Here is a 19384-nt window from a genome sequence, read left to right as displayed (position 1 = left end):
CCTGACCCCTCCAACCCGGAGTTCTCAATGTCAGCCGTTCTCACCCCCCGTACCGATTCGCCCGAGGCCCCCGCGGCGTCAGTGGATACGACGTCGGCCTGGTCGCGTTGGGCCAACGAACACCGCAAGTGGCTCTTCGCGGCACCCGCCATGGCGTTCGTCGCCGTGCTGATCATCTTTCCGGTGGCGTGGACCGGGTACCTGAGCCTGACCGACGCCGAGGGTTCGGTACGCGCCGAGTCCGAGTTCATCGGCTTCCAGAACTACCTCGACGTGCTCACCGACACCGACCGGTTCTGGCCGGCGGTCTGGCGCACGGTCCTCTTCACCGGCGTCGTGTTGTTCTTCGAGGTCATTCTCGGCATGGCGATCGCCCTGCTGCTGTGGCGGCCCTTCCGCGGTGAGAAGTGGGTCCGCGTCGCGATCCTCCTGCCGCTGGTGGCCACCCCGGTGGCGGTCGGCATGATGTGGCGCCTGATCTTCGACCCCAACATCGGGATGGCGAACCAGCTGCTCGGCTGGATCGGCATCGGCCCCCAGCCCTGGCTGGCCGGGCAGCACTCGGCCCTGCCGACGACGATGTTCATCGACATCTGGCAGTGGACGCCGATGGTCGTGCTGATCCTGCTCGCCGGGCTCACCTCGCTGTCCGACGAGCCCCAGGAGGCGGCCCGGATCGACGGCGCCAGCAGCTGGCAGCGGTTCCGGCACGTCACCCTCCCGCTGCTGATGCCCACGGTGATCGTCGCCATCCTGCTGCGTGGCATCGACGCGTTGAAGACGTTCGACATCCTCTACGCCACCAAGGGGCGCGGCGGCGGGTCGTTCCACGAGGTCGAGACCCTCAACGTGTACGCGTACGGCCTCAGCTTCGACTACAACGACTACGGCGTCTCCTCGACCGTCCTCATCATCTTCTTCCTGATCATCATCGGGGTGATGTGGGCCCTCACCTATCGCAAGAAGGGGCTGGGCCGATGAAGCCGAGCAAGCCGTACCGGGTGTTCCGCAACTCGGCTCTCGTCGTCGTGGTGTTCGCGCTGATGGCGCCGTTGCTCTGGATGATCGCCGCGTCGTTCAAGACCAACGTGGACATCTACGACACCGCAAAGGCGTTCGTCTTCTCGCCCAGCCTGAAGAACTACGAGACCGTCCTCCAGCAGGCCAACTATCTCGAGTTCATCGGCAACAGCCTCTGGGTGGCGTTCGCGGCCACCACGCTCTCGCTCCTGCTGGGGGTGCCCGCCGCGTACTCGATGAGCCGCTTCAACATGAAGAAGTCGGCGCTCGTCGTGCTCATGGCCCGGGTGATCCCGGGCGTCTCGCTGCTGGTGCCGTGGTACTACGTCTTCTCGAACCTGAAGCTGGTCGGCGGGTTCAGCGTGCTGATCCTGAGCCACATGTTCGTGTCGCTCCCGCTGATCGTCTACATCATGATGGGCTACTTCGACGGCCTGCCGACCGAGTTGGAAGAGGCGGCGCTGGTCGACGGTCTGACCCACATCGGCGCGTTCCGGCGGATCACCCTGCCGCTGTCGGTGCCCGGCGTCGCGACCGCCGGCATCCTCTCGTTCATCTTCTCCTGGAACAACTTCATGTTCGCCCTGGTGCTCTCCGGCTCCGACACCAAGACGCTGCCCGTGGCGATCTTCGACTTCGTCGGCTACGCCAGCATCGACTGGGGCGGCCTGATGGCCGCCGCGACAGTGGTCACCCTGCCGATCATGCTGATCGCCCTGTTCGTGCAGAAGTACGTCGTCTCCGGCCTCACCGCCGGTGCCACGAAGGGCTGACCGGGACATGACGACGATTGCGAAGGTGGAGACGTTCCTGGTCGCCCCCCGCTGGCTGTTCGTCCGGATCGAGACGGAGTCCGGCATCGTCGGCTGGGGCGAGGCGACCTGCGAGGGCCGGTCCGAGACCGTGCGCACGGCCGTCCACCAACTCAGCGAGCTGCTCACGGGTCGGGACGCCCTGCGCATCGAGGACCACTGGCAGGTGCTGACCAAGGGGTCCTTCTACCGGGGTGGCCCGATCCTGGCCAGCGCGGTGTCCGGTCTGGACCAGGCGCTCTGGGACATCGCCGGTAAGCACTACGGCGCTCCCGTGCACCAGCTCCTCGGTGGGCCGGTCCGGGACCGGATCAGGGTCTACGGCTGGATCGGTGGTGACGAGCCCGCCGAGATCCGCGACCAGATCAGCGCCCGGATAGAGGCGGGCCTGACCGCTGTGAAGATGAACGCGTCCGGGCGGATGGGCGCGCTCGCCTCGGTCGCCGACCTCGACGCGGTGGTGCAGCGGGTGGCCGTCGCCCGCGAGGTCCTCGGCGACGACCGCGACGTCGCTGTCGACTTCCACGGTCGGTTCACCCTCGCCAACGTCCGGAGGGTCGCCCCGCTGCTGGAGCCGTACCGGCCGTTCTTCCTGGAAGAACCGGTGGTGCCGGAGAACTCGCACCTGATCGGTGAGGCCGTCCGCTGCACCACCACCCCCATCTCGACGGGGGAGCGGCTCTACAGCCGGCAGGAGTTCCTGCCCGTGTTGCAGGCCGGCATCGCCGTGGCCCAGCCGGACCTCGCGCACGCCGGCGGCATCACCGAGGTACGCAAGATCGCCACGTTGGCTGAGCTGTACGACGTGCAGCTCGCCCCGCACTGCCCGCTCGGGCCGATCGCCCTCGCGGCCTGCCTCCAGGTCGGCTTCGCCACACCCAACTTCCTGATCCAGGAACAGAGCATCGGCATCCACTACAACCAGGGCGCCGAGGTGCTCGACTACTGCCTCGACCAGACCCCGCTGACCTTCGTCGACGGGTACGTGCAGCGGTTGACAGCGCCCGGTCTCGGCATCGAGATCGACGAACACGCCGTGCGGACCGCTGACAAGCGCGGGCACGCCTGGCGCAGCCCGACCTGGCGGCACCCCGACGGCTCCTACGCGGAGTGGTGAGACCCCGACCGGCAAGAACGAAAGGCACCCCGTGAAGATCGTCGCAGCAGACATCATCGTGACCAGCCCCGACCGGAACTTCGTCACCCTCAAGATCACCACTGATGAGGGCATCACCGGTCTGGGCGACGCCACGCTCAACGGCCGTGAGCTCTCCGTCGCCTCGTACCTGCGCGACCACGTCGCCCCGCTGCTGATGGGACGGGACCCGCACCGGATCGAGGACACCTGGCAGTTCCTGTACCGGTCGGCGTACTGGCGGCGGGGCCCGGTCACCATGGCGGCCATCGCCGCGGTGGACGTCGCGCTGTGGGACATCTTGGCCAAGGCAGCTGGCATGCCGCTGTACCAACTGCTGGGCGGCGCGTCGCGCACCGGCATCATGGCGTACGGGCACGCGTCGGGGCGGGACATCCCCGAGCTGTTCGACTCGATCCGTCGCCACCTCGACGAGGGCTTCCGGTCGATCCGGGTGCAGACCTCGGTGCCGGGGATCAACGCGGTCTACGGCGTGGCAGCGCAACCCAGTTCCACCGGCCAGCGCTACGACTACGAGCCCGCCCAGCGCACCCCGCTGCCCGCCGAGGAGGACTGGGACACCCGCGCGTACCTGCGCCATCTGCCGTCGGTCTTCGAGGCGGTGCGCGGCGAGTTCGGCCCGGAGTTGCCGCTGCTGCACGACGGTCACCACCGGATGACCCCCATCCAGGCCGCCAAGCTCGGCAAGGCCCTCGAACCGTACGACCTGTTCTGGTTGGAGGACTGCACCCCGGCCGAGAACCAGGAGGCGCTGCGGCTGGTCCGCCAGCACACCACCACCCCGCTGGCCATCGGTGAGGTCTTCAACACGGTCTGGGACTACCAGACCCTGATCCGGGAGCAGCTGATCGACTACGTCCGGTCCGCTGTCACCCACACCGGCGGCATCACCGCCATGCGCAAGCTGCTCGACTTCGCCGCGCAGTACCAGATCAAGTCCGGCATCCACGGCCCCACCGACATCTCCCCGGTGGGCATGGCTGCGGCGCTGCACCTGGACCTGGCCATCCACAACTTCGGGATCCAGGAGTACATGAAGCACACCCCGTTGGCCAACGAGGTGTTCCGGCAGTCGTTCACCTTCACCGACGGCTACCTGCACCCGGGCGACCAACCGGGGCTCGGGGTGGAGCTCGACGAGGAGGCGGCGGCCCGGTTCCCGTACGAGCCGGCGTACCTGCCGTTCAACCGACTGAAGGACGGCACGGTTCATGACTGGTGAGCGGCGCGGCGCCCGGCCCACCCGGCATGTCGTGGTGATGGGTGTCTCCGGGGCCGGCAAGACCACTGTGGCGCGCGGGATCGGCGCGGCGACGGGGCTGACGTTCGCCGAGGCGGACGAGTTCCACTCCCCGCAGAACGTGGCGCGGATGCGCTCCGGCGTACCGCTGGACGACACCACCCGGTGGCCCTGGCTGCGGGACATCGCCGGGTGGATCGCCGATCGCGGCGCGGAGGGCCGCTCGACGGTGCTGGCCTGCTCGGCCTTGAAGCGGTCGTACCGGGACGTGCTCCGTCAGGGCCCGCTCCCTGTGGACTTCGTGCACCTGGACGGGCCGGCGGAGGTCATCCGAGCCCGACTGGCCCGGCGCGAGGGGCACTACATGCCGGCCAGTCTGCTGGAGTCGCAGCTCGCCACGCTGGAACCGGCGGAGCCGGACGAGTCGGTGCTCGTACTCGATGTCTCGCTGCCCCCGGAGGCCCTGGTCGCGGCGGCCGTCAAGGGTCTCGGTCTGCCGGCTTCGGTGCCGGTGGGGGAGCACCGGGACCGCGCGTCCGATCCCACTTCGGGCATGTTAGGTTAGCCTGCCCTAATCATAGTGGAGTCTGTCGCCGTGCCCTCATCGATCCGAGCATGACAGTCGCCGAGACCACCGGTGGCGTGGTGCTCCGTCGCGCGCTGCGTCGACAGCGCGCCCGGGTGGCCGGCGGCATCGCGCTGCTCTGCACCCACCAGGCCACCGAAGCCCTCGTCCCGGTGGCCATCGGCGTGGTCATTGACAGTGCGGTGGCCACCGGGGACGTCCGCGCCCTGCTGCTCTCGCTGGCAGCCCTGGCCGCCCTGTTCACAGTGCTCGCCTTCGCCTACCGGGCCGGCGCACGACTGGCGTTCGCCGCCGTCGAACACGAGGCGCACGCCACCCGGGTCGAGATCGTCCGCAGCGCCCTCGACCCGCGCGGCCGCCGGTCGGGCATGCGCGACGGCGAACTGCTCTCCGTGACGGCCTCCGACGCCGAGCTGTCCGCGTTCGTGGTGCGGGTCGCGGGACTCACCGCCGCGGCGCTCACCGCCATCGTGGTCGCGGCCGTCGCGCTGCTCGTCGTCGACATTCCTCTCGGCCTCGGGGTGCTCATCGGCGTACCCCTGCTGGTCGTCGCCCTCCAGCGGATGGCGCCGCTGCTAACCCGGCGCAGCACGTCGCAGCAGGAGGCGCTCGCCGCCACGACCGCCCTCGCCGTCGACCTGGTCAGCGGCCTGCGCGTGCTGCGCGGCATCGGCGCACAGGACCACGCCGCCCGTCGGTACGCGGGAGCCAGCCGCCACGCGCTCGACGTCACCCTGCGCGCCGCCACCACAAAGGGTCTGCACCTCGGGCTCACCACCACTGTCAACGGCCTCTTCCTCGCCACGGTCGCCGGATTCGCCGGTTGGCTCGCACTACAGGGCCGGCTCACCATCGGCGAGCTCGTCGCCGTGGTCGGGCTGGCCCAGTTCATCGCCGAGCCGGTGCAGACGCTCGGGTACTGCGTCCAGTTGTTCGCCATGGCCCGAGCCTCAGCGGGGCGGGTCGCCCGGGTCCTCGGCGCCGCGCCGGTCGTCCAGCCGGGCGACGCCGGGCCGCCCACCCCGAGCCCGTCCCGGCTCACCCTCGACGGGGTCTCGTACGCGGGCCTCGACGACGTCAGCCTGCGCGTCCGCGCCGGTGAGATCCTGGGCGTGCTCGCCTACGACCCGAGCGAGGCCGAGGCGCTGGTGGCGCTGCTGGCCGGCCGGGTGCCCCGCGCGGACCACCGGGGGACGCTCCGCGTCGACGGCGTGCCCGCCGACGAGCTGCACATCGACGCCGCGCGCGCAGTGGTCCTGGTCGAGCAGCATGACGTTGCGCTGTTCGAGGGGACGCTGCGGGACAACCTCAGCGCCGGCGCCTCCGTCGACGACGAGGTGCTGCGTGCCGCCGTGCGGGCTGCCGCAGCCGAGGACGTGCTCGCCGCGCACCCGCACGGGTTCGACCGTCTGCTCACCGAACGCGGCGCGAACCTCTCCGGTGGGCAGCGGCAACGGATCGGGTTGGCCAGGGCGCTCGTCGCCGACCCGCCGGTGCTGGTGCTGCACAACCCCACCACGGCTGTCGACGCGGTGACCGAGGGGTTGCTCGCCACCAGGCTGGCCGAGGCTCGCGGGGCGGGCACCCGCGGCACGGTTGTGATCACCACCAGCCCGGCGCTGCTGCGGATCACCGACCGGGTCGCGGTGATCGACCGGGGACGGGTCGTCGCCGAGGGTCCGCACGAGCGGTTACTCGCCAGCGACCCCCGCTACCGGGAGGAAACCCTGCGATGACGTCCGAGCCGATCACCCGGCACCTGCTGCCGACGGCCACCGGCCGGCAGACCTGGGCCGCCCTCCGCACCGAGCTGGCCCTGCTGCCGGGGCTCAGCGCCGTCGCCGGCACGTTGCTGGTCGTCGCCGCCGCGACCGGGCTGGTCGCCCCCTGGGTGCTCGGTCGTCTCGTCGACGACGTCATCGCCGGGACCGACACGCCTCGGGTGATCGCCTGGGCCGGCGTGATCGCGGGCGCCGCCGTGCTCGCCGGACTCCTCACCGCGGCCGGAGCGGCGGTCGCCGCGCGCCTCGGCGAGACAGTGCTGGCCCGACTCCGGGAACGGGTCCTCGACCGCGCCCTGCACCTGCCGTCGGCCACCCTGGAGCGAGCCGGGACCGGGGACCTGGTGGCCCGCGCCGGCGACGACGTGGCAGTGGTGACGAATGTGATCGCCACCAGCGGCCCCGCCTTCCTCGGCGCGCTGCTGTCCGTCGTGCTGACCGCGGCGGGGCTCTTCGCCCTCGACTGGCGGCTCGGCATCGCCGGGTTGGCCGCGGCCCCGGCGTACGCGGTGGCGCTGCGCTGGTACCTCAAACGGTCGGTGCCGTACTACGCCCGCGAGCGGGTGGCGACGGGCGAGCGCGCGCAGGCCACGGCCGAGGCGCTGCGGGGCGCGGCCACCGTGCGCGCCTACCGGATGGAGGACGCCCACGTCGCGCGGATCGCGGAGCGCTCCGGCGTCGCCCGCGACCTGTCGCTGGAGATCTTCGGTCTCTACACCCGCTTCGGCCTGCGCATCAACCGCTCCGAATTCGTCGGGCTCGCCGCCGTGCTGCTCGCCGGCTTCCTGCTGGTCCGCGGTGACCTGGTCACCGTCGGCGCCGCCACCACTGCGGCCCTCTACTTCCACCGCCTCTTCAACCCCATCGGCCTGCTGCTGTTCGAGTCGGACTCGGTGTTGCAGGCCGGGGCCAGCCTGGCCCGACTCGTCGGGGTCACCACCCTCCCGGACACCGCGACCCCCGTCGGCACCGAGCCCAACCGCCACGACCGGGGCGTACCGGCGGCACTGGAGGTGACAGTCGGGCAGCACCGCTACGACGACGGGCCGGTGGTGCTGCGGAACATCGGCCTGCGTCTCGCCCCCGGGGAGCGCGTCGCCCTGGTCGGCGCGAGCGGCGCGGGCAAGAGCACCCTCGCCGGCATCATCGCCGGCATCATCGCGCCCACCGACGGCGCGGTGACCCTGCGCGGCGTGCCGCTGACACAGCTCGACGAGCACCGCCTCCGTCGCGAGATCGCCCTGATCAGCCAGGAGGTGCACGTCTTCGCCGGGCCGCTCGCCGACGACCTGCGCCTCGCCGACCCCGACGCCACCGACGCCGAGATCGCCGCCGCCCTCGACCTCGTCGGCGCCACCGAGTGGGTGCGGACCCTGCCGGACGGCCTCGCCACAGCGGTGGGGGAGGGTGGGCGGCAGCTCACCTCCGCCCAGTCCCAGCAACTCGCGCTGGCCCGCCTCGTCCTCGCCGATCCGGCCGTCGCGGTCCTCGACGAGGCCACCGCCGAGGCGGGCAGCGCCGGCGCACGCGACCTCGACCGCGCCGCCGTGGCGGCCACCGAGGGCCGTACCACGCTGATCGTCGCCCACCGACTCAGCCAGGCGGCCACCGCGGACCGCATCGTCGTCCTCCATCAGGGGCGCGTCGCCGAGCACGGCACGCACGCCGAGCTGCTCAGAGCCGGGGGCGGGTACAGCCAGCTGTGGCGCTCGTGGAGCATGCCCGACCCCGTGGTCCCGAGAGAATGCGAGGGTGCGGACCAGCCCGTCTGGAGCTGAGCGGCAGCGGTTCCCGTCACCTCGGACATCCGCGAAATCAGTCGAACGGGGGAACCTCGGGAACTTTTCCGGACCGGCCGGCGACCACCAGAGTGCGCGGCCGACCGGCGGCGTTCCGACGACGGCATCTCGGCATGAAGGAGCGCCCGTGGCACACAGGACGGTGGTCTGTGCGGAACGGCGTCGCTGACGACGACCAGGTGACCCGGTGGGCACGGGAGGCGGGCCAGGGTGACCGGCAGGCAGCCACGGCGTTCATCCGGGCACTACAGGACCAGGTCTGGCGGTTCCTGTCGCACCTGGCCGGGCCGGGAGAGGCCGACGACCTGACCCAGGAGACGTTCCTACGGGCGATTCGCAACCTGCCCGGCTTCGCTGGCCGCTCGTCGGCCCGTACCTGGGTGTTCACCATCGCCCGGCGCGTTGCCGTGGACCACGTCCGGACGGCGGTGGCCCGGCCGAGGCTGGCGTCGGTGCCGGACTGGCAGGCGGCGGCCGAGGCCGCCGGTGCGATCACCGCCGGTGCCGACGAGGGCGTGACCCTGCACCAATTGATCGCCGGGCTGACCCCGGAGCGCCGCGAGGCGTTCGTCGCCACCCAGGTCCTCGGCCTGTCCTACGCCGAGGCGGCGGACGTCTGCCAGTGCCCCGTCGGCACGATCCGTTCCCGGGTCGCCCGGGCGCGCGAGGATCTCGTCGCCGCCTGGCAGGCCGACACCGACCCGGGCCGCGGGCGGCGAACCGGCTGAGGGTGGACACTGCCGCCGTGAGTGTGCCCCCGACGAGGTCGTCTCGCTCATCCACGAGCTGCTACGACACGCCACCTGACCCGAGGGTTGCGGGCGGCACCCCCCGCTCGGTCAGCGGGATGGACGGGGCGTACCCGGCTTCCTAAGATCACGCCGGTGAACACCGAACCGCTCAACGTCGCCGGCGTAGCTGGCCCGATCGTCATCGCCACCAAGGCATTCTTTGGCCACCCTGCCGTCACCGTCGGCGGAGTGCCGGCCCCCAGGACGGGCAGACGCTACGCGTTGCCGACTGTGGACGGTGGTGTCGTCCAGGCCACGGTACGCAGCGTTCTCGCCGACCCTTACCCGACCGTGGAGGTCAACGGTGTGCAGCACCGGACCGGGCCCCCCATGTCGATCTTCCTGCGCATCCTGGTTCTGCTGCCGATCCTGCTGTTCACCGTCGGTGGCATCCTGGGCGCGCTCGTCGGGGTGTTGGGCGTCTGGGCGAACCTGACGGTCGCCCACACCCGGATGACACCCGCCGTCAAAGCGCTCGCCATGCTCGGCGTCGGTATCGGCACGGTCATTGTCTGGCTCGCCGTCGCCGTCGCGCTGAACGCGGCGCTCAGCTAGACCGCCATACGGTCAGCGCCACCGGTCGACGACCGGTGGCGCTGACGTGGTACGGGCGTTCCGGCCGCTCTACCCCAGACGGGCCTCGATGGTCTCGATGATGCGCGGACGCAGCTCGGCGGCGCGGATGACGGCGTCCACCGAGCCGACCTCGACAGCCCGGTGGATGTTGTGCACCCTGTCGAACTCCGCGGCCACCTCGCTGAGTTTCTCCGCGCGCACCGACGAGCGCAGCTCGTCGAGTTCCGCGGTAAGCGCGGCGCGTTCGGTGCCGGCCGAGGCGGCGGTGCGGGCCTCCAGGTCCCGCACCCGCGCGTCGGCCGCCGTACGGGCGTTGACGTCGGCGGAGAACACCACAGCGGCGGCGGGTGCGCCACCGAGCACCGAGGCGAACGAGCCCTCCAGCGCCAGCACCGTCATGTTCGGGTTCAGCGCCTTCGAGAACACCACGAACGCACCGCCGTGGTAGCGCGAGATCACGCAGAAGACGATGGGCCCCCGGAAGTTCACGATCGCCCGGCCGATCTCGGCGCCGTACTCCAGTTGCAGCTTGCGCATCGACTCCGGTGAGCCGTCGAAGCCGGACAGGTTCGCCAGAACGACGAGCGGCCGGTTGCCGCTGGCCGCGTTGATCGCCCGCGCGGCCTTCTTCGACGAGCGGGGGAACAGCGTGCCCGCCGTGTAGGTGTCCGGACCGTCGGTGGGCGGGAAGCCGTGCCGGGGCACCGACCGGGACTCGATGCCGAGCAGGCAGACCGGGATGCCACCGAGGTGGACGTCCTGCACGACAGCGGTGTCCGCGTCCGCCATGCCGGCCCAACGCTCCAGCACCGGGTGGTCCTGGTCGGAGAGGGCCCGCATCACCGTACGGATGTCGAACGGCTTCTTGCGGTCCGGGTTGGACTCGACGGAGAAGATCTCCCCGACGGTGGCGAAGGCGCTGCCCGCCACGTCGTGCGGGAAGTCGGAGATGTCGCGGTCGGCCGGGTCGGTGGTGACCGCCCGCCGGGGCGCGTCCTCGCCGGGCGCGACGTACGTGTGGTCGTAGTGCGCCATCACCACGTCCCGTGCGGCCGTCAGGTTCGGCGCCCAGTACTGCGCCTGCCCGTTCGGCCCCATCACCCGGTCGTAGCCGCCGATGCCGAAGTTGTCCTCGGCCGACACACCACCGGAGAAGTCGAGCGACTGCTTGCCGGTGAGCACCATCGCCGAGTCGGGCGTCATCACCAGGATGCCCTTGGTGTGCATGAGCATCGTCGCCTCGGCGTTCCAGTACGGCTGCGCGCCGACGTTGATGCCCGCGACCACGATGTTGATCTCACCGCCGGCCTGGGTGAACTCGACGATCCGCTTGAGCGCGGCGGCCACCCAGTCCATGTTCTCCGTACCGGAGGTCATCGAGATCCGGGCCCCGGCGGACAGCGCCCACCACTCCAGCGGCACCTGCATTCGCTCGGCCAGGTCCAGTGCGGCGATCACGCGCCGGCACTCCGGCTCGGACAGGGCGCCCAGCGACTTCGTCGGGTCGCCGAGCAGCACCACCCGGGTGACACCCTGGGGGTAGCGCTCGGTCGGCGTCGTGACCACCCCGGCGACGATGGCGGCGCTGTTGCGCCCCTTCGGCCGGTCCACCGGCACCAGGGCGTGGTCGTCGTCGAGGTCGTGCTCGACGAAGTCGCCGAGCCGACCGGTCAGCTCGTACGGGTACACGGTGTTGCGGCTGCTGGCCCGCAGCACCTTGAGCCGGTACTCGTCGAGCGGCTCGATCGGCTCGACCGGCGGCTCCCCGACGGCCAGTTCGGCGCCGCCTGCGGCGTCGAACGAGATCCGTACGGCGATCTTGGTCAGCTCGCCGGTCCGGCGGTCGCGCTGGCGCGCGATGAACAGGATCTCCTCCAGGCCGGCGCCCGCTGTCGTCGGGCGGACCCGCCCGGCGATCATCTCCATCTCCTCGCGGGTCAGCTCGCTCGGCGGCCACACGTAGACCACGATGCGGTTGGTGTTGAAGCGCGTCTTCGACGGCCGCCGCGACTGGGCGCGGCGGATCGAGTCGAGGCAGGCGGCGATGGCGTCCTCGGTCGTGGGCAGCGCGACCAGACGGCCGTCCTGCTCGCGAAGCTCGGTCAGGTCACGCACCTGCGCGAACGCGACGAGGCGCTCGTCGGCGCGGTTCTCCCGGGCCACGCACTGGAAGAGGTAGACCTCCTCATCCGACGACGGCAGCCGGGTCAGGTCGAACTTGTGCAGCCGCTCCAGCTGCATCCGCTGCGCGATGTACGGGTGCAGCCCACGGATCAGCCGGTCCTCGGTCAACTGGGCGCCCGACGGGCGGAAGGTGAAGTGGTGGTGCATCACCGCCCCTCCGCGACCCGCGACGGTGGTGGTGACCCGACGAACCTGGGGCGGCAGCGGGTGCGCGGCGATGACCTCGGCCAGTGCGGCCGCCATCGCGTCGAAGTCCTCCGGCTGGTTTTCCCAGCCGAGGTAGATGTCGGCGTCGACGGCGTCCTCGCCGGTGGCCAGCTCGGCCAACCCGCGCAGGGCGCTGCCCAGCGCGTCGAAGCTGACCGCGGCGGAGACCACGCTGGAGTCGGCGCGTTCGGCGACCACGAACGTGCAGCCCGCGACCTCGCGGGTGAGCACGCTGGTGAGCGACCGGTTGCCGTAGTACCGCCGGGTCAGCACCTCCAACATGACCGCGTTGTCGAGGTGGTCGCGGACGAGCCGCTGGCCGAGCAGCCGGACCAGCGGCTCGGTGCTGCGCACCATCTCGGCGATGCGCTCGGCGCGGTCCGGTGCGTCCGGGTGCGCGTCGAGGTGCCGCAGGTGCCCACGGACCTCGGCGTAGACGCGGGCGCGGTTGCGGCGCAGCAGCGGCTGGGCGAACCAGGCGAACACCACGCCGCGGGCGAGGTCCGCGACCACGGGGAAGCGGACCTGCGTCGCGGCGATCAGCCGCTCCAGCGCGAGGCCGGCCGGTTCGCGCAGCGTCTCGTCCGGCGGGGTCTCCCGCAGCCACGCGCGCAGCAGCGCCGTGATGACCTGCGCGTCCGCGGAGGCGCGCTGCTGGGCGAGGAAGATCCGGAAGACGGCGGCTTCGAGGGCGGGGGTGCGGTCCAGGTCGGTGACGCCGTACCGGCCGAGCGCCTTGCCGAGTCTGGTCTGGAAGGCGTCCGGCAGCCCGGCCCGCTCGACGTCGAGGCTCTGCAGGTAGGTGTGGAAGTACTCCCGGGCGCTGTGCACGTGCGCGGCGCCGCCGTCCTCGCCCGTCGGCCGGTTGCGGCTCAGTTCGGCGAGATCGGCGAAAACCTCGATGAGGTCGAGTTCGGCAGCCAGGGGCCGCTGACCGGCTTCGGTGGCCGCCCGCCGTGCGGTGAGGTAATCGTCGAGCACCCGACGGTCGTCGTGCGGGTCGACGTCGAAGCCGAGCAGTAGACCCCGCAGGTCCTCCTGGCCGCGCCTGCTGCGCTCGTCCGCGGGGATGTCCGCGGTGGCGGTGGGCAGGTCCAGTTCGACGGTTTCGGTGCTCGGGTCGTCAGCGGCCTCCTCCGCGTCGTCCGCGAGCGGCTCCAGGCGCAGCAGCGGCGCACCGGCCTCCACCTGGCTGCCCACCGACACGGCGCACTCCTTGAGCCGCGCCTTGAACGGCGCCCGCAGCACCGTCTCCATCTTCATCGCTTCCAGCACCAGCACCGGCGCGCCCGCCTCGACCTCCGCGCCGACCTCCAGCGGCGTGGCGACGACCAGCGCGGGCATCGGGGAGCGCAGGACGCCACCCTCGTCCCGGCTGACCCGGTGCGTCACGCCGTCCACCTCGACCAGGTGGGTCGGCCCGTACGTGCCGGTGAGCAGGCGGTAGCGGATGCCGTTGACGACGATCTGACCGGTGTGCCGGTCGAAGCGGTCGAGCTCGACGTCGGCGGTGCGCACGACGGGGCCGGTCTCGATGCCGACCCGGAACCGGTGCGCGCCGACCCGCGCCACCCGGGTGCGGTAGCCGACGCCGCGCAGCTTGAGGTCCAACGGTCGGCCGCTGGCGTGCTGCACCTGCGGGCGCCCGCCGGCGGCCGTCGACAGCAGCCGCTGCCGCTCGACGCGCTCCTCCTCCTCGTACGCCTCGATGGCGGCGGCGGCCAGGGCGACAGCGGAGTGGCGGTGCGTGACGAGGCGGCCCTCGCCGCGGACGCGGTCGATCCAGCCGGTGTCCGCGCTGGCGTCGATCACCTCGGGCTGGTCGAGCAGGTCGAGCACGAAGCTCTTGTTCGTCGCCCCACCCTCGATGATCACCGTGGTGTTCGCCATCGCCCGGCGCAGCCTGCCGAGCGCCTCGTCGCGGTCACGGCCGTACGCGATGATCTTCGCGATCATCGAGTCGAAGTCGGCCGGGATGGTGTCACCCTCGCTGACGCCGGTGTCCACCCGGATGCCGGGGCCGCTGGGCAGGTCCAGCCGGGCGATGCGGCCGGGGGACGGGGCGAAGTCGCGGTCGGGGTCCTCGGCGTTGAGCCGCGCCTCGATGGCGTGCCCCCGCTCGGCCGGCGGCGCACCTTCGAGGCGCCCGCCGGAGGCGACGTGCAGCTGCGCCTTGACCAGGTCGAACCCGGTGGTCAGCTCGGTGATCGGGTGCTCGACCTGGAGGCGGGTGTTGACCTCGAGGAACGCGAACAACCGGTCCCCGGGGTGGTAGAGGAACTCGACGGTCGCCGCGCCTCGGTAACCGACAGCCACGGCCAGCCGCTCGGCCGACGTCTTCAGCTCGGCAGCCTGCGCCGGGTCGAGCACCGGCGACGCCGACTCCTCGATGACCTTCTGGTTGCGTCGTTGCACCGAGCAGTCGCGGACGCCGAGCGCCCACGCGGTGCCCTGCCCGTCGGCGATCACCTGGACCTCGACGTGCCGAGCCCCGGTGACCAGGCGCTCCAGGAACACGATGCCGCTGCCGAACGCCCGGGCCGCCTCCTGGCTGGTGCGCTCGTACGCGTCGACCAGCTCGGCCTCGTTCCTGATCACGCGGATGCCGCGCCCGCCGCCGCCGGCGGTCGCCTTCAGCATCAGCGGGTAGCCGACCTCGGCCGCCGAAGCCGTGGCGGCGGCGAGGGTCTCGACGGCACCGCGGCTCCACGGCGCGACCGGCACGCCGACCTTCTCGGCGATCAGCTTCGAGCCAATCTTGTCGCCGAGCTGGCGCATGGCGTCCGCGCTCGGCCCGACGAACGTGACGCCGATCTTCTCGCACAGCTCAGCGAACGCCGGATCCTCGGCGACGAAGCCCCAGCCGACCCACGCGGCGTCGGCCCCGGTCTCGGTCAGGGCCCGCTCCAGCACCGCCAGGTTGAGGTACGGGCGAGCGGAGGCCGGGCCGAGGTCGTAGGCGATGTCCGCTTCGCGGACGAACGTGGCGTTGCGGTCGACATCGGTGTAGAGAGCCACGGTTTCGAGCTGGATGCCGGTCTCCGCGGCCAGCTCGCGGACCGCGTGGATGAGCCGCATGGCGGCTTCACCACGGTTGACGATGGCGACACGGTTGAACACCCGAAGAACCCCTTAGCTAGACCTCGACCTGCGTGCCGGGAGACGACGGCTCCCAGCAGTGATCACCTTTCCGCGTGGCGGCGGCCAGCGCTATGGCGCAACCACCGAACCCACCGTCCCTCAGTTGTAGGAAGTGCACAAAACTTTTTGGCACCCCCGGGGGACGCGCCGACCCGATCCGGCCGCTCCGGCAGTTGATCAAGACGGTGCGGGCGGTTCACGTCTGCGGCCTCCCGTGTTCACCCCCGGGTGATCGGCTGACCAGGAAGATCATCGCCGGTCCGGTCAACCGCCGCCCGGCTCGACCATCCCGGCCCAGGCCAGGAACGCACCAGGAAAGGAGCGGCAATGAGGGCACCGCACCTCGTACGCCCACGTCTGGCGCTGCTGCTCGCGGCGGGACTCACCGCGCTCGTCACGCCGGCCGGCGTCGCCCACGCCGCGACCGCCACGGTACCCGCGACGGGCACCCCGATCACCATCACCTCGACCGCGCAGCTCGCCCCCGGCGTCACGTACGGCTCGTTCCAGGTGACCACGCCCCGGGGCGTCACCGTTGGTTACCTGCTCACGGCCGACCTGAGGAAGAACAAGGTCTCCCTGGACCTGCTGCACCCCGCCGCGGTGGCGCAGCGCTCTGTCGTCTCGGCGATGACGAACGACCAGGGTGCCGTCGCCGGCGTCAACGGCGACTTCTTCAACAACAGTGAGACGCACGCCGGCGTCACCCCGACCTACTCGTCGTCCGGTCCGGAGATCGCCGACGGCGAGGAGTTGAAGTTCGCGGTGCCGACCGCGCAGCGTTTCGGCCCCGGCCTGGCCCCGGGCACCTCAACCCGGGACGTGTTCGGCGTCGGCGTGAACGGCAAGGCGCGCGTCGACACCCTGAGCCTGGACGGCGAGGTGCGCAGCGCGAAGGGCACGATCGCGCTGGGCGGCCTCAACCAGTACGCGCTCCCGGTCGACGGCGTCGGCCTGTTCACCGCCGACTGGGGGACCGCCTCCCGGGTCCGGTCCACGTGCGGCACCGACACGAGCCGCAGCGACCCGTGCAGCACCCACACCTACGAGGTGACCGTACGCGACGGTGTGGTGACAGCGGTCGGCCCGACGCCCGGTGCGGGCGCGATCCCGGCCGACACCCAGGTGCTGGTCGGCCGGGAGGGCGGCGCGGACGCGCTCGACGACCTCGCCGTCGGTGACCGGGTGCAGGTGCGCGAGAAGCTCGAGTCCGCCGGCAAGCCGAAGCTGACCTTCGCGGTCGGTGGCGCGCCGATCCTGGGCGACGGCGCGCCGCTGGCCGGTCTGGACACCAGGACCGCCGCGGTACGCAGCGCGGCCGGTGTCAGCCCCGACGGTCGAACGGTGTACCTGGTCGCCCTGGCCGGCCGCGCCCCGGCCAGCGCCGGGTTCACGATCGCCGAACTGGCCGACCTGATGCGCTCGCTCGGCGCGGACGCCGCCGTGAACCTCGACGGCGGCGGGTCGAGCACTGTCGCCGTCCGCGAGCCGGGTCAGGCTGCGGCCACCGCCCGCAACAGCCCGTCCGACGGTACGGAGCGTCTGGTCGCCAACGGCATCGGCATCTTCGTGGGCAAGCACTGATCTTCGCCCCCGCGCGAATTCGCCCCGCCCGGTGCCGCCGGGCGGGGCGAATTCGCGTACCCGGGACGCCGGGCACTCAGACTGTCGGCCCCGGTCGGAGAATGAGGTCGACCGAAGGGACCGGATGACCGTTCTCGACACCCGGGCGCTCAACCGCGCGACGCTCGCCCGGCAGTTGCTGCTCGACCGCGCCGACCTGCCGGCGCTCGACGCCGTCGCCCACCTCGGTGGCCTACAGGCCCAGGAGCCGCAGGAGCCGTTCATCGGGTTGTGGTCGCGGCTGCGCGCGTTCGACCCGACGGTGCTCTCGACCCTGCTGACCCAGCGACACGTGGTGCGTACCCACCTCATGCGCCGCACCGTCCACCTGCTCGTCGCCGACGACGCCGTGGCCTGGCGACCCCGTCACGACGCCATGCTGCGCCAACGCGTGCTCGGGGTCTACCGCGGCGAGCTCGACGGGGTGGACCTCGACGACCTCGCCGTTGCCGCGCGGGCGGTGGTGGCCGACGGTGAGCCCCGCTCGATGCCCGAGATCGGGCGGGCGCTCGTCGAGCGCTGGCCGTCGCCGGGCCCACGGGTGCTGGGCGAGATGGCGGTCGCGCTGCTTGCGATGACCCAGCTCCCGCCGCGCGGGCTGTGGCGGGCGAAGGGGGGCGCGCGCTACGTCCTGCTCTCCGCGTGGCTCGGCCGGGAGATCGCCCCGCCGACCACGGCGGGCGCCGACCCGGTCGGCCAACTGCTCGTACGCCGCTACCTGGCCGCGTTCGGCCCGGCGGCCACGGCCGACCTGCGGGCCTGGTGCGGCCTCGCCGGACTGCCCGTCGCGGTGACCGCCATGCGGGACGAGTTGGTGACCTTCCGCGACGAGCGTGGCCGGAAGCTGATCGACCTCCCCGACGCGCCGCGCCCCGATCCGGAGACACCCGCCCCGGTGCGGTTCCTGCCGGCGTTCGACAACGCGATCCTCGGCTATGACGACCGCAGCCGGATCATCGACGACGCACACCGTCTCCTCTCGGTGGCCGGCGAGCGCGTGGTGCTCGTCGACGGCCGGGTCGCGGCGACCTGGAGCGTCGACTCGGGCACGGTGACCGTCAACCCACTCCGCGGCTTCTCCCGAGCGGACCAGGCTGCCGTGACCGAGCAGGGGCAGGAGCTGGCGTCCTTCCTCTCCGACAACGAGAGCGACCGGGTGCGGGTCGGTTCGTCTCCCCGGTGACGGGCCAGGACGGTCCGACGCCGGGGAGACGAAGAGATCAGTCGACGGTCGGCGGAGCCGTCCTCGCCGCCTCGGCGAGCGCCGCCGCCGCGCCGGCGTACGGGTTGTAGCTGTAGGTGCGCGCCAGACCGGCCGGCACTGTGAAGTACGCGGCCGACAGTTTCGCCGGGTCGCTGGCGATCTCGCCACGCGCGGGGGCGTCGTTGCCGTCGTCCCAGCCCCAGGGCGCGTTGGCCGAGTTGGTCGAACAGCTCCAGGTGCCGACGCCGCAGTCGCCGGACGTGTCACCGGCGAACGTGCCCAGGCTGGCGAAGAGGCTTGCGTTGGACCGCTGCGCCCACAGGCCGCCGGCGGCGAAGATGTCGATCAGCTGATACCGCACGTCGCGGTCGTTGCTGCTGCTCGGCGTCTCGGCGACGGTCGACGGGTAGTAGACCAGGCCGTCGCCGTTGATGTCGTACTGCGGGTGTGCCTTGAGGCCGTGGCCCTGTGCCTCCTGCGCCGTGACCGGGTGCTGGAACGTGTCGTGCGGTGACGCCTGGAACCGCAGGGTGCCGTCGATGCTCTCCCCGCCGCTGGTCCAGGTGCTGCCGGCCGGGGTGTAGGAGAAGAAGTCACTGTGCGCGACCGTGACAGCCGAGCGGAGAACGCCGTACGTGGAGCCGTCGCGCTCGATCGCGAACAGCGCGCCCTCACCGTCGTTCTCGTGTTCGGTCTCGAAGAACGGGTGGTCGGTCCAGTCGCGGGGGTGGAAGAAGAAGTACGTGATGTACCAGTGGGTGCTCGTCTCCACGACGGAGTAGTACACGTGCGCGGCGAGTGCGGTGCCTGCCTGGCCGGCTCGGTCCCAGTTGTCGCGTCCGTCCAGGTTGCCGTCGAAGTCGACAGGGGTGAGGTAGTCCGACTGACCGCTCAGGGCGTGGCTGCCGGTGGCATCGACGTCCTGGTAGTGGATGGGCGCCCAGCGGAGGGCCAGCTCGGCCCGGCTGACGGCGGCGTCGGCGGGGCTTGGCGCGGCCAGCGCGGCGGCCGCCAGCACCGCCGCCGCGCCTGCCGCGATCAGTGCCCTCAATCCCCGGGGTCGCCGGGTTGTGCTGCCTGCGTCGAGCATGGTGTGCTCCCGTGTCCCGAATGAATAGACCACAATGGATTGTCCGGGGTTCGGGCACCCAGTGGGTGTCCCTGCGGCGACGAGAAGGCGGACGATGCTCGACGGCATCGGGATCGTCTTGTATCGATGCTCACTGGCTGTCATGCTGTGGTTCGGTCGTGCTCGGGGAGCCAG

Annotated in this window: 13 protein-coding genes; 11 read left to right on the top strand and 2 right to left on the bottom strand. The window is 71.6% G+C overall.

Going from position 1 to position 19384, the window contains the following annotated elements:
* Nucleotides 1-27: 27 nt before the first annotated feature.
* The 9 genes from MED15_RS02825 to MED15_RS02785 all read left to right on the top strand — a co-directional run bounded on the left by MED15_RS02825 (nt 28) and on the right by MED15_RS02785 (nt 9740).
* Nucleotides 28-981 (top strand): carbohydrate ABC transporter permease, encoded by a 954-nt coding sequence (locus MED15_RS02825; protein ID WP_208646462.1) that lies wholly within the window; start codon nt 28-30, stop codon nt 979-981.
* Nucleotides 978-1793: a carbohydrate ABC transporter permease gene (locus MED15_RS02820; protein WP_112588853.1), complete on the top strand. Its 816-nt coding sequence runs from the start codon at nt 978-980 to the stop codon at nt 1791-1793. Before MED15_RS02825 ends, MED15_RS02820 begins: the two co-directional genes overlap by 4 nt.
* A gap of 7 nt (nt 1794-1800) precedes the next feature.
* A complete protein-coding gene (gene dgoD, locus MED15_RS02815; protein ID WP_112588855.1) occupies nt 1801-2949 on the top strand; it encodes a galactonate dehydratase in 1149 nt (382 codons plus the stop codon).
* Nucleotides 2950-2980: 31 nt separating this feature from the next.
* The gene (gene manD / locus MED15_RS02810; RefSeq protein WP_112588857.1) at nt 2981-4210 is read left to right on the top strand and encodes a D-mannonate dehydratase ManD; all 1230 of its coding nucleotides are present in this window, start codon (nt 2981-2983) and stop codon (nt 4208-4210) included.
* Entirely contained in the window at nt 4200-4793 is a 594-nt protein-coding gene (locus MED15_RS02805) for a gluconokinase (RefSeq protein ID WP_112725530.1), read from the top strand. Before manD ends, MED15_RS02805 begins: the two co-directional genes overlap by 11 nt.
* Nucleotides 4794-4843: 50 nt before the next feature.
* The gene (locus tag MED15_RS02800) at nt 4844-6550 is read left to right on the top strand and encodes an ABC transporter ATP-binding protein (protein WP_112734014.1); all 1707 of its coding nucleotides are present in this window, start codon (nt 4844-4846) and stop codon (nt 6548-6550) included.
* Nucleotides 6547-8373 carry an ABC transporter ATP-binding protein gene (locus MED15_RS02795; protein ID WP_112734724.1) on the top strand — a complete coding sequence of 609 codons (1827 nt, stop codon included), beginning with the start codon at nt 6547-6549 and terminating at the stop codon, nt 8371-8373. The genes MED15_RS02800 and MED15_RS02795 overlap by 4 nt, the downstream gene beginning before the upstream one ends.
* A gap of 170 nt (nt 8374-8543) precedes the next feature.
* Nucleotides 8544-9122 (top strand): sigma-70 family RNA polymerase sigma factor, encoded by a 579-nt coding sequence (locus tag MED15_RS02790; RefSeq protein ID WP_225854967.1) that lies wholly within the window; start codon nt 8544-8546, stop codon nt 9120-9122.
* A gap of 156 nt (nt 9123-9278) precedes the next feature.
* Nucleotides 9279-9740, top strand: a complete 462-nt coding sequence (locus MED15_RS02785) for a hypothetical protein (RefSeq protein WP_112734723.1) — start codon at nt 9279-9281, stop codon at nt 9738-9740.
* A 69-nt stretch (nt 9741-9809) separates the two neighbouring features.
* Here MED15_RS02785 and MED15_RS02780 read toward each other — a convergent pair whose 3' ends face one another.
* Nucleotides 9810-15272 (bottom strand): ATP-binding protein, encoded by a 5463-nt coding sequence (locus MED15_RS02780; RefSeq protein ID WP_112734722.1) that lies wholly within the window; start codon nt 15270-15272, stop codon nt 9810-9812.
* 348 nt (nt 15273-15620) lie between these two features.
* Between MED15_RS02780 and MED15_RS02775 the strand changes: the two genes are divergently transcribed.
* Together MED15_RS02775 and MED15_RS02770 are read left to right on the top strand one after the other, a co-directional pair.
* Nucleotides 15621-16877: a phosphodiester glycosidase family protein gene (locus MED15_RS02775; protein WP_112734721.1), complete on the top strand. Its 1257-nt coding sequence runs from the start codon at nt 15621-15623 to the stop codon at nt 16875-16877.
* A gap of 124 nt (nt 16878-17001) precedes the next feature.
* Nucleotides 17002-18099 carry a winged helix DNA-binding domain-containing protein gene (locus MED15_RS02770; protein WP_112725523.1) on the top strand — a complete coding sequence of 366 codons (1098 nt, stop codon included), beginning with the start codon at nt 17002-17004 and terminating at the stop codon, nt 18097-18099.
* A 37-nt stretch (nt 18100-18136) separates the two neighbouring features.
* On the opposite strand, the gene MED15_RS02765 is transcribed toward MED15_RS02770, so the two are convergent.
* The gene (locus MED15_RS02765) at nt 18137-19210 is read right to left on the bottom strand and encodes a hypothetical protein (protein WP_112603003.1); all 1074 of its coding nucleotides are present in this window, start codon (nt 19208-19210) and stop codon (nt 18137-18139) included.
* Between the last annotated feature and the right edge of the window lie 174 nt (nt 19211-19384).

Origin of the sequence: Micromonospora noduli, assembly GCF_003264475.1 — a bacterium.
GTDB classification, from domain to species: domain Bacteria; phylum Actinomycetota; class Actinomycetes; order Mycobacteriales; family Micromonosporaceae; genus Micromonospora; species Micromonospora noduli.
Note: the sequence above shows the minus strand (reverse complement) of the source record. Positions and strands in the feature narration are given on the sequence as shown.

Bases quoted from the DNA above. Each gene is read 5' to 3' on its own strand.
- MED15_RS02825 (WP_208646462.1), top strand. From the start codon at position 28: ATGTCAGCCGTTCTCACCCCCCGTACCGATTCGCCCGAGGCCCCCGCG.
- MED15_RS02820 (WP_112588853.1), top strand. From the start codon at position 978: ATGAAGCCGAGCAAGCCGTACCGGGTGTTCCGCAACTCGGCTCTCGTC.
- dgoD (WP_112588855.1), top strand. From the start codon at position 1,801: ATGACGACGATTGCGAAGGTGGAGACGTTCCTGGTCGCCCCCCGCTGG.
- MED15_RS02805 (WP_112725530.1), top strand. From the start codon at position 4,200: ATGACTGGTGAGCGGCGCGGCGCCCGGCCCACCCGGCATGTCGTGGTG.
- MED15_RS02800 (WP_112734014.1), top strand. From the start codon at position 4,844: ATGACAGTCGCCGAGACCACCGGTGGCGTGGTGCTCCGTCGCGCGCTG.
- MED15_RS02795 (WP_112734724.1), top strand. From the start codon at position 6,547: ATGACGTCCGAGCCGATCACCCGGCACCTGCTGCCGACGGCCACCGGC.
- MED15_RS02775 (WP_112734721.1), top strand. From the start codon at position 15,621: ATGAGGGCACCGCACCTCGTACGCCCACGTCTGGCGCTGCTGCTCGCG.
- MED15_RS02770 (WP_112725523.1), top strand. From the start codon at position 17,002: ATGACCGTTCTCGACACCCGGGCGCTCAACCGCGCGACGCTCGCCCGG.
- MED15_RS02765 (WP_112603003.1), bottom strand. From the start codon at position 19,210: ATGCTCGACGCAGGCAGCACAACCCGGCGACCCCGGGGATTGAGGGCA.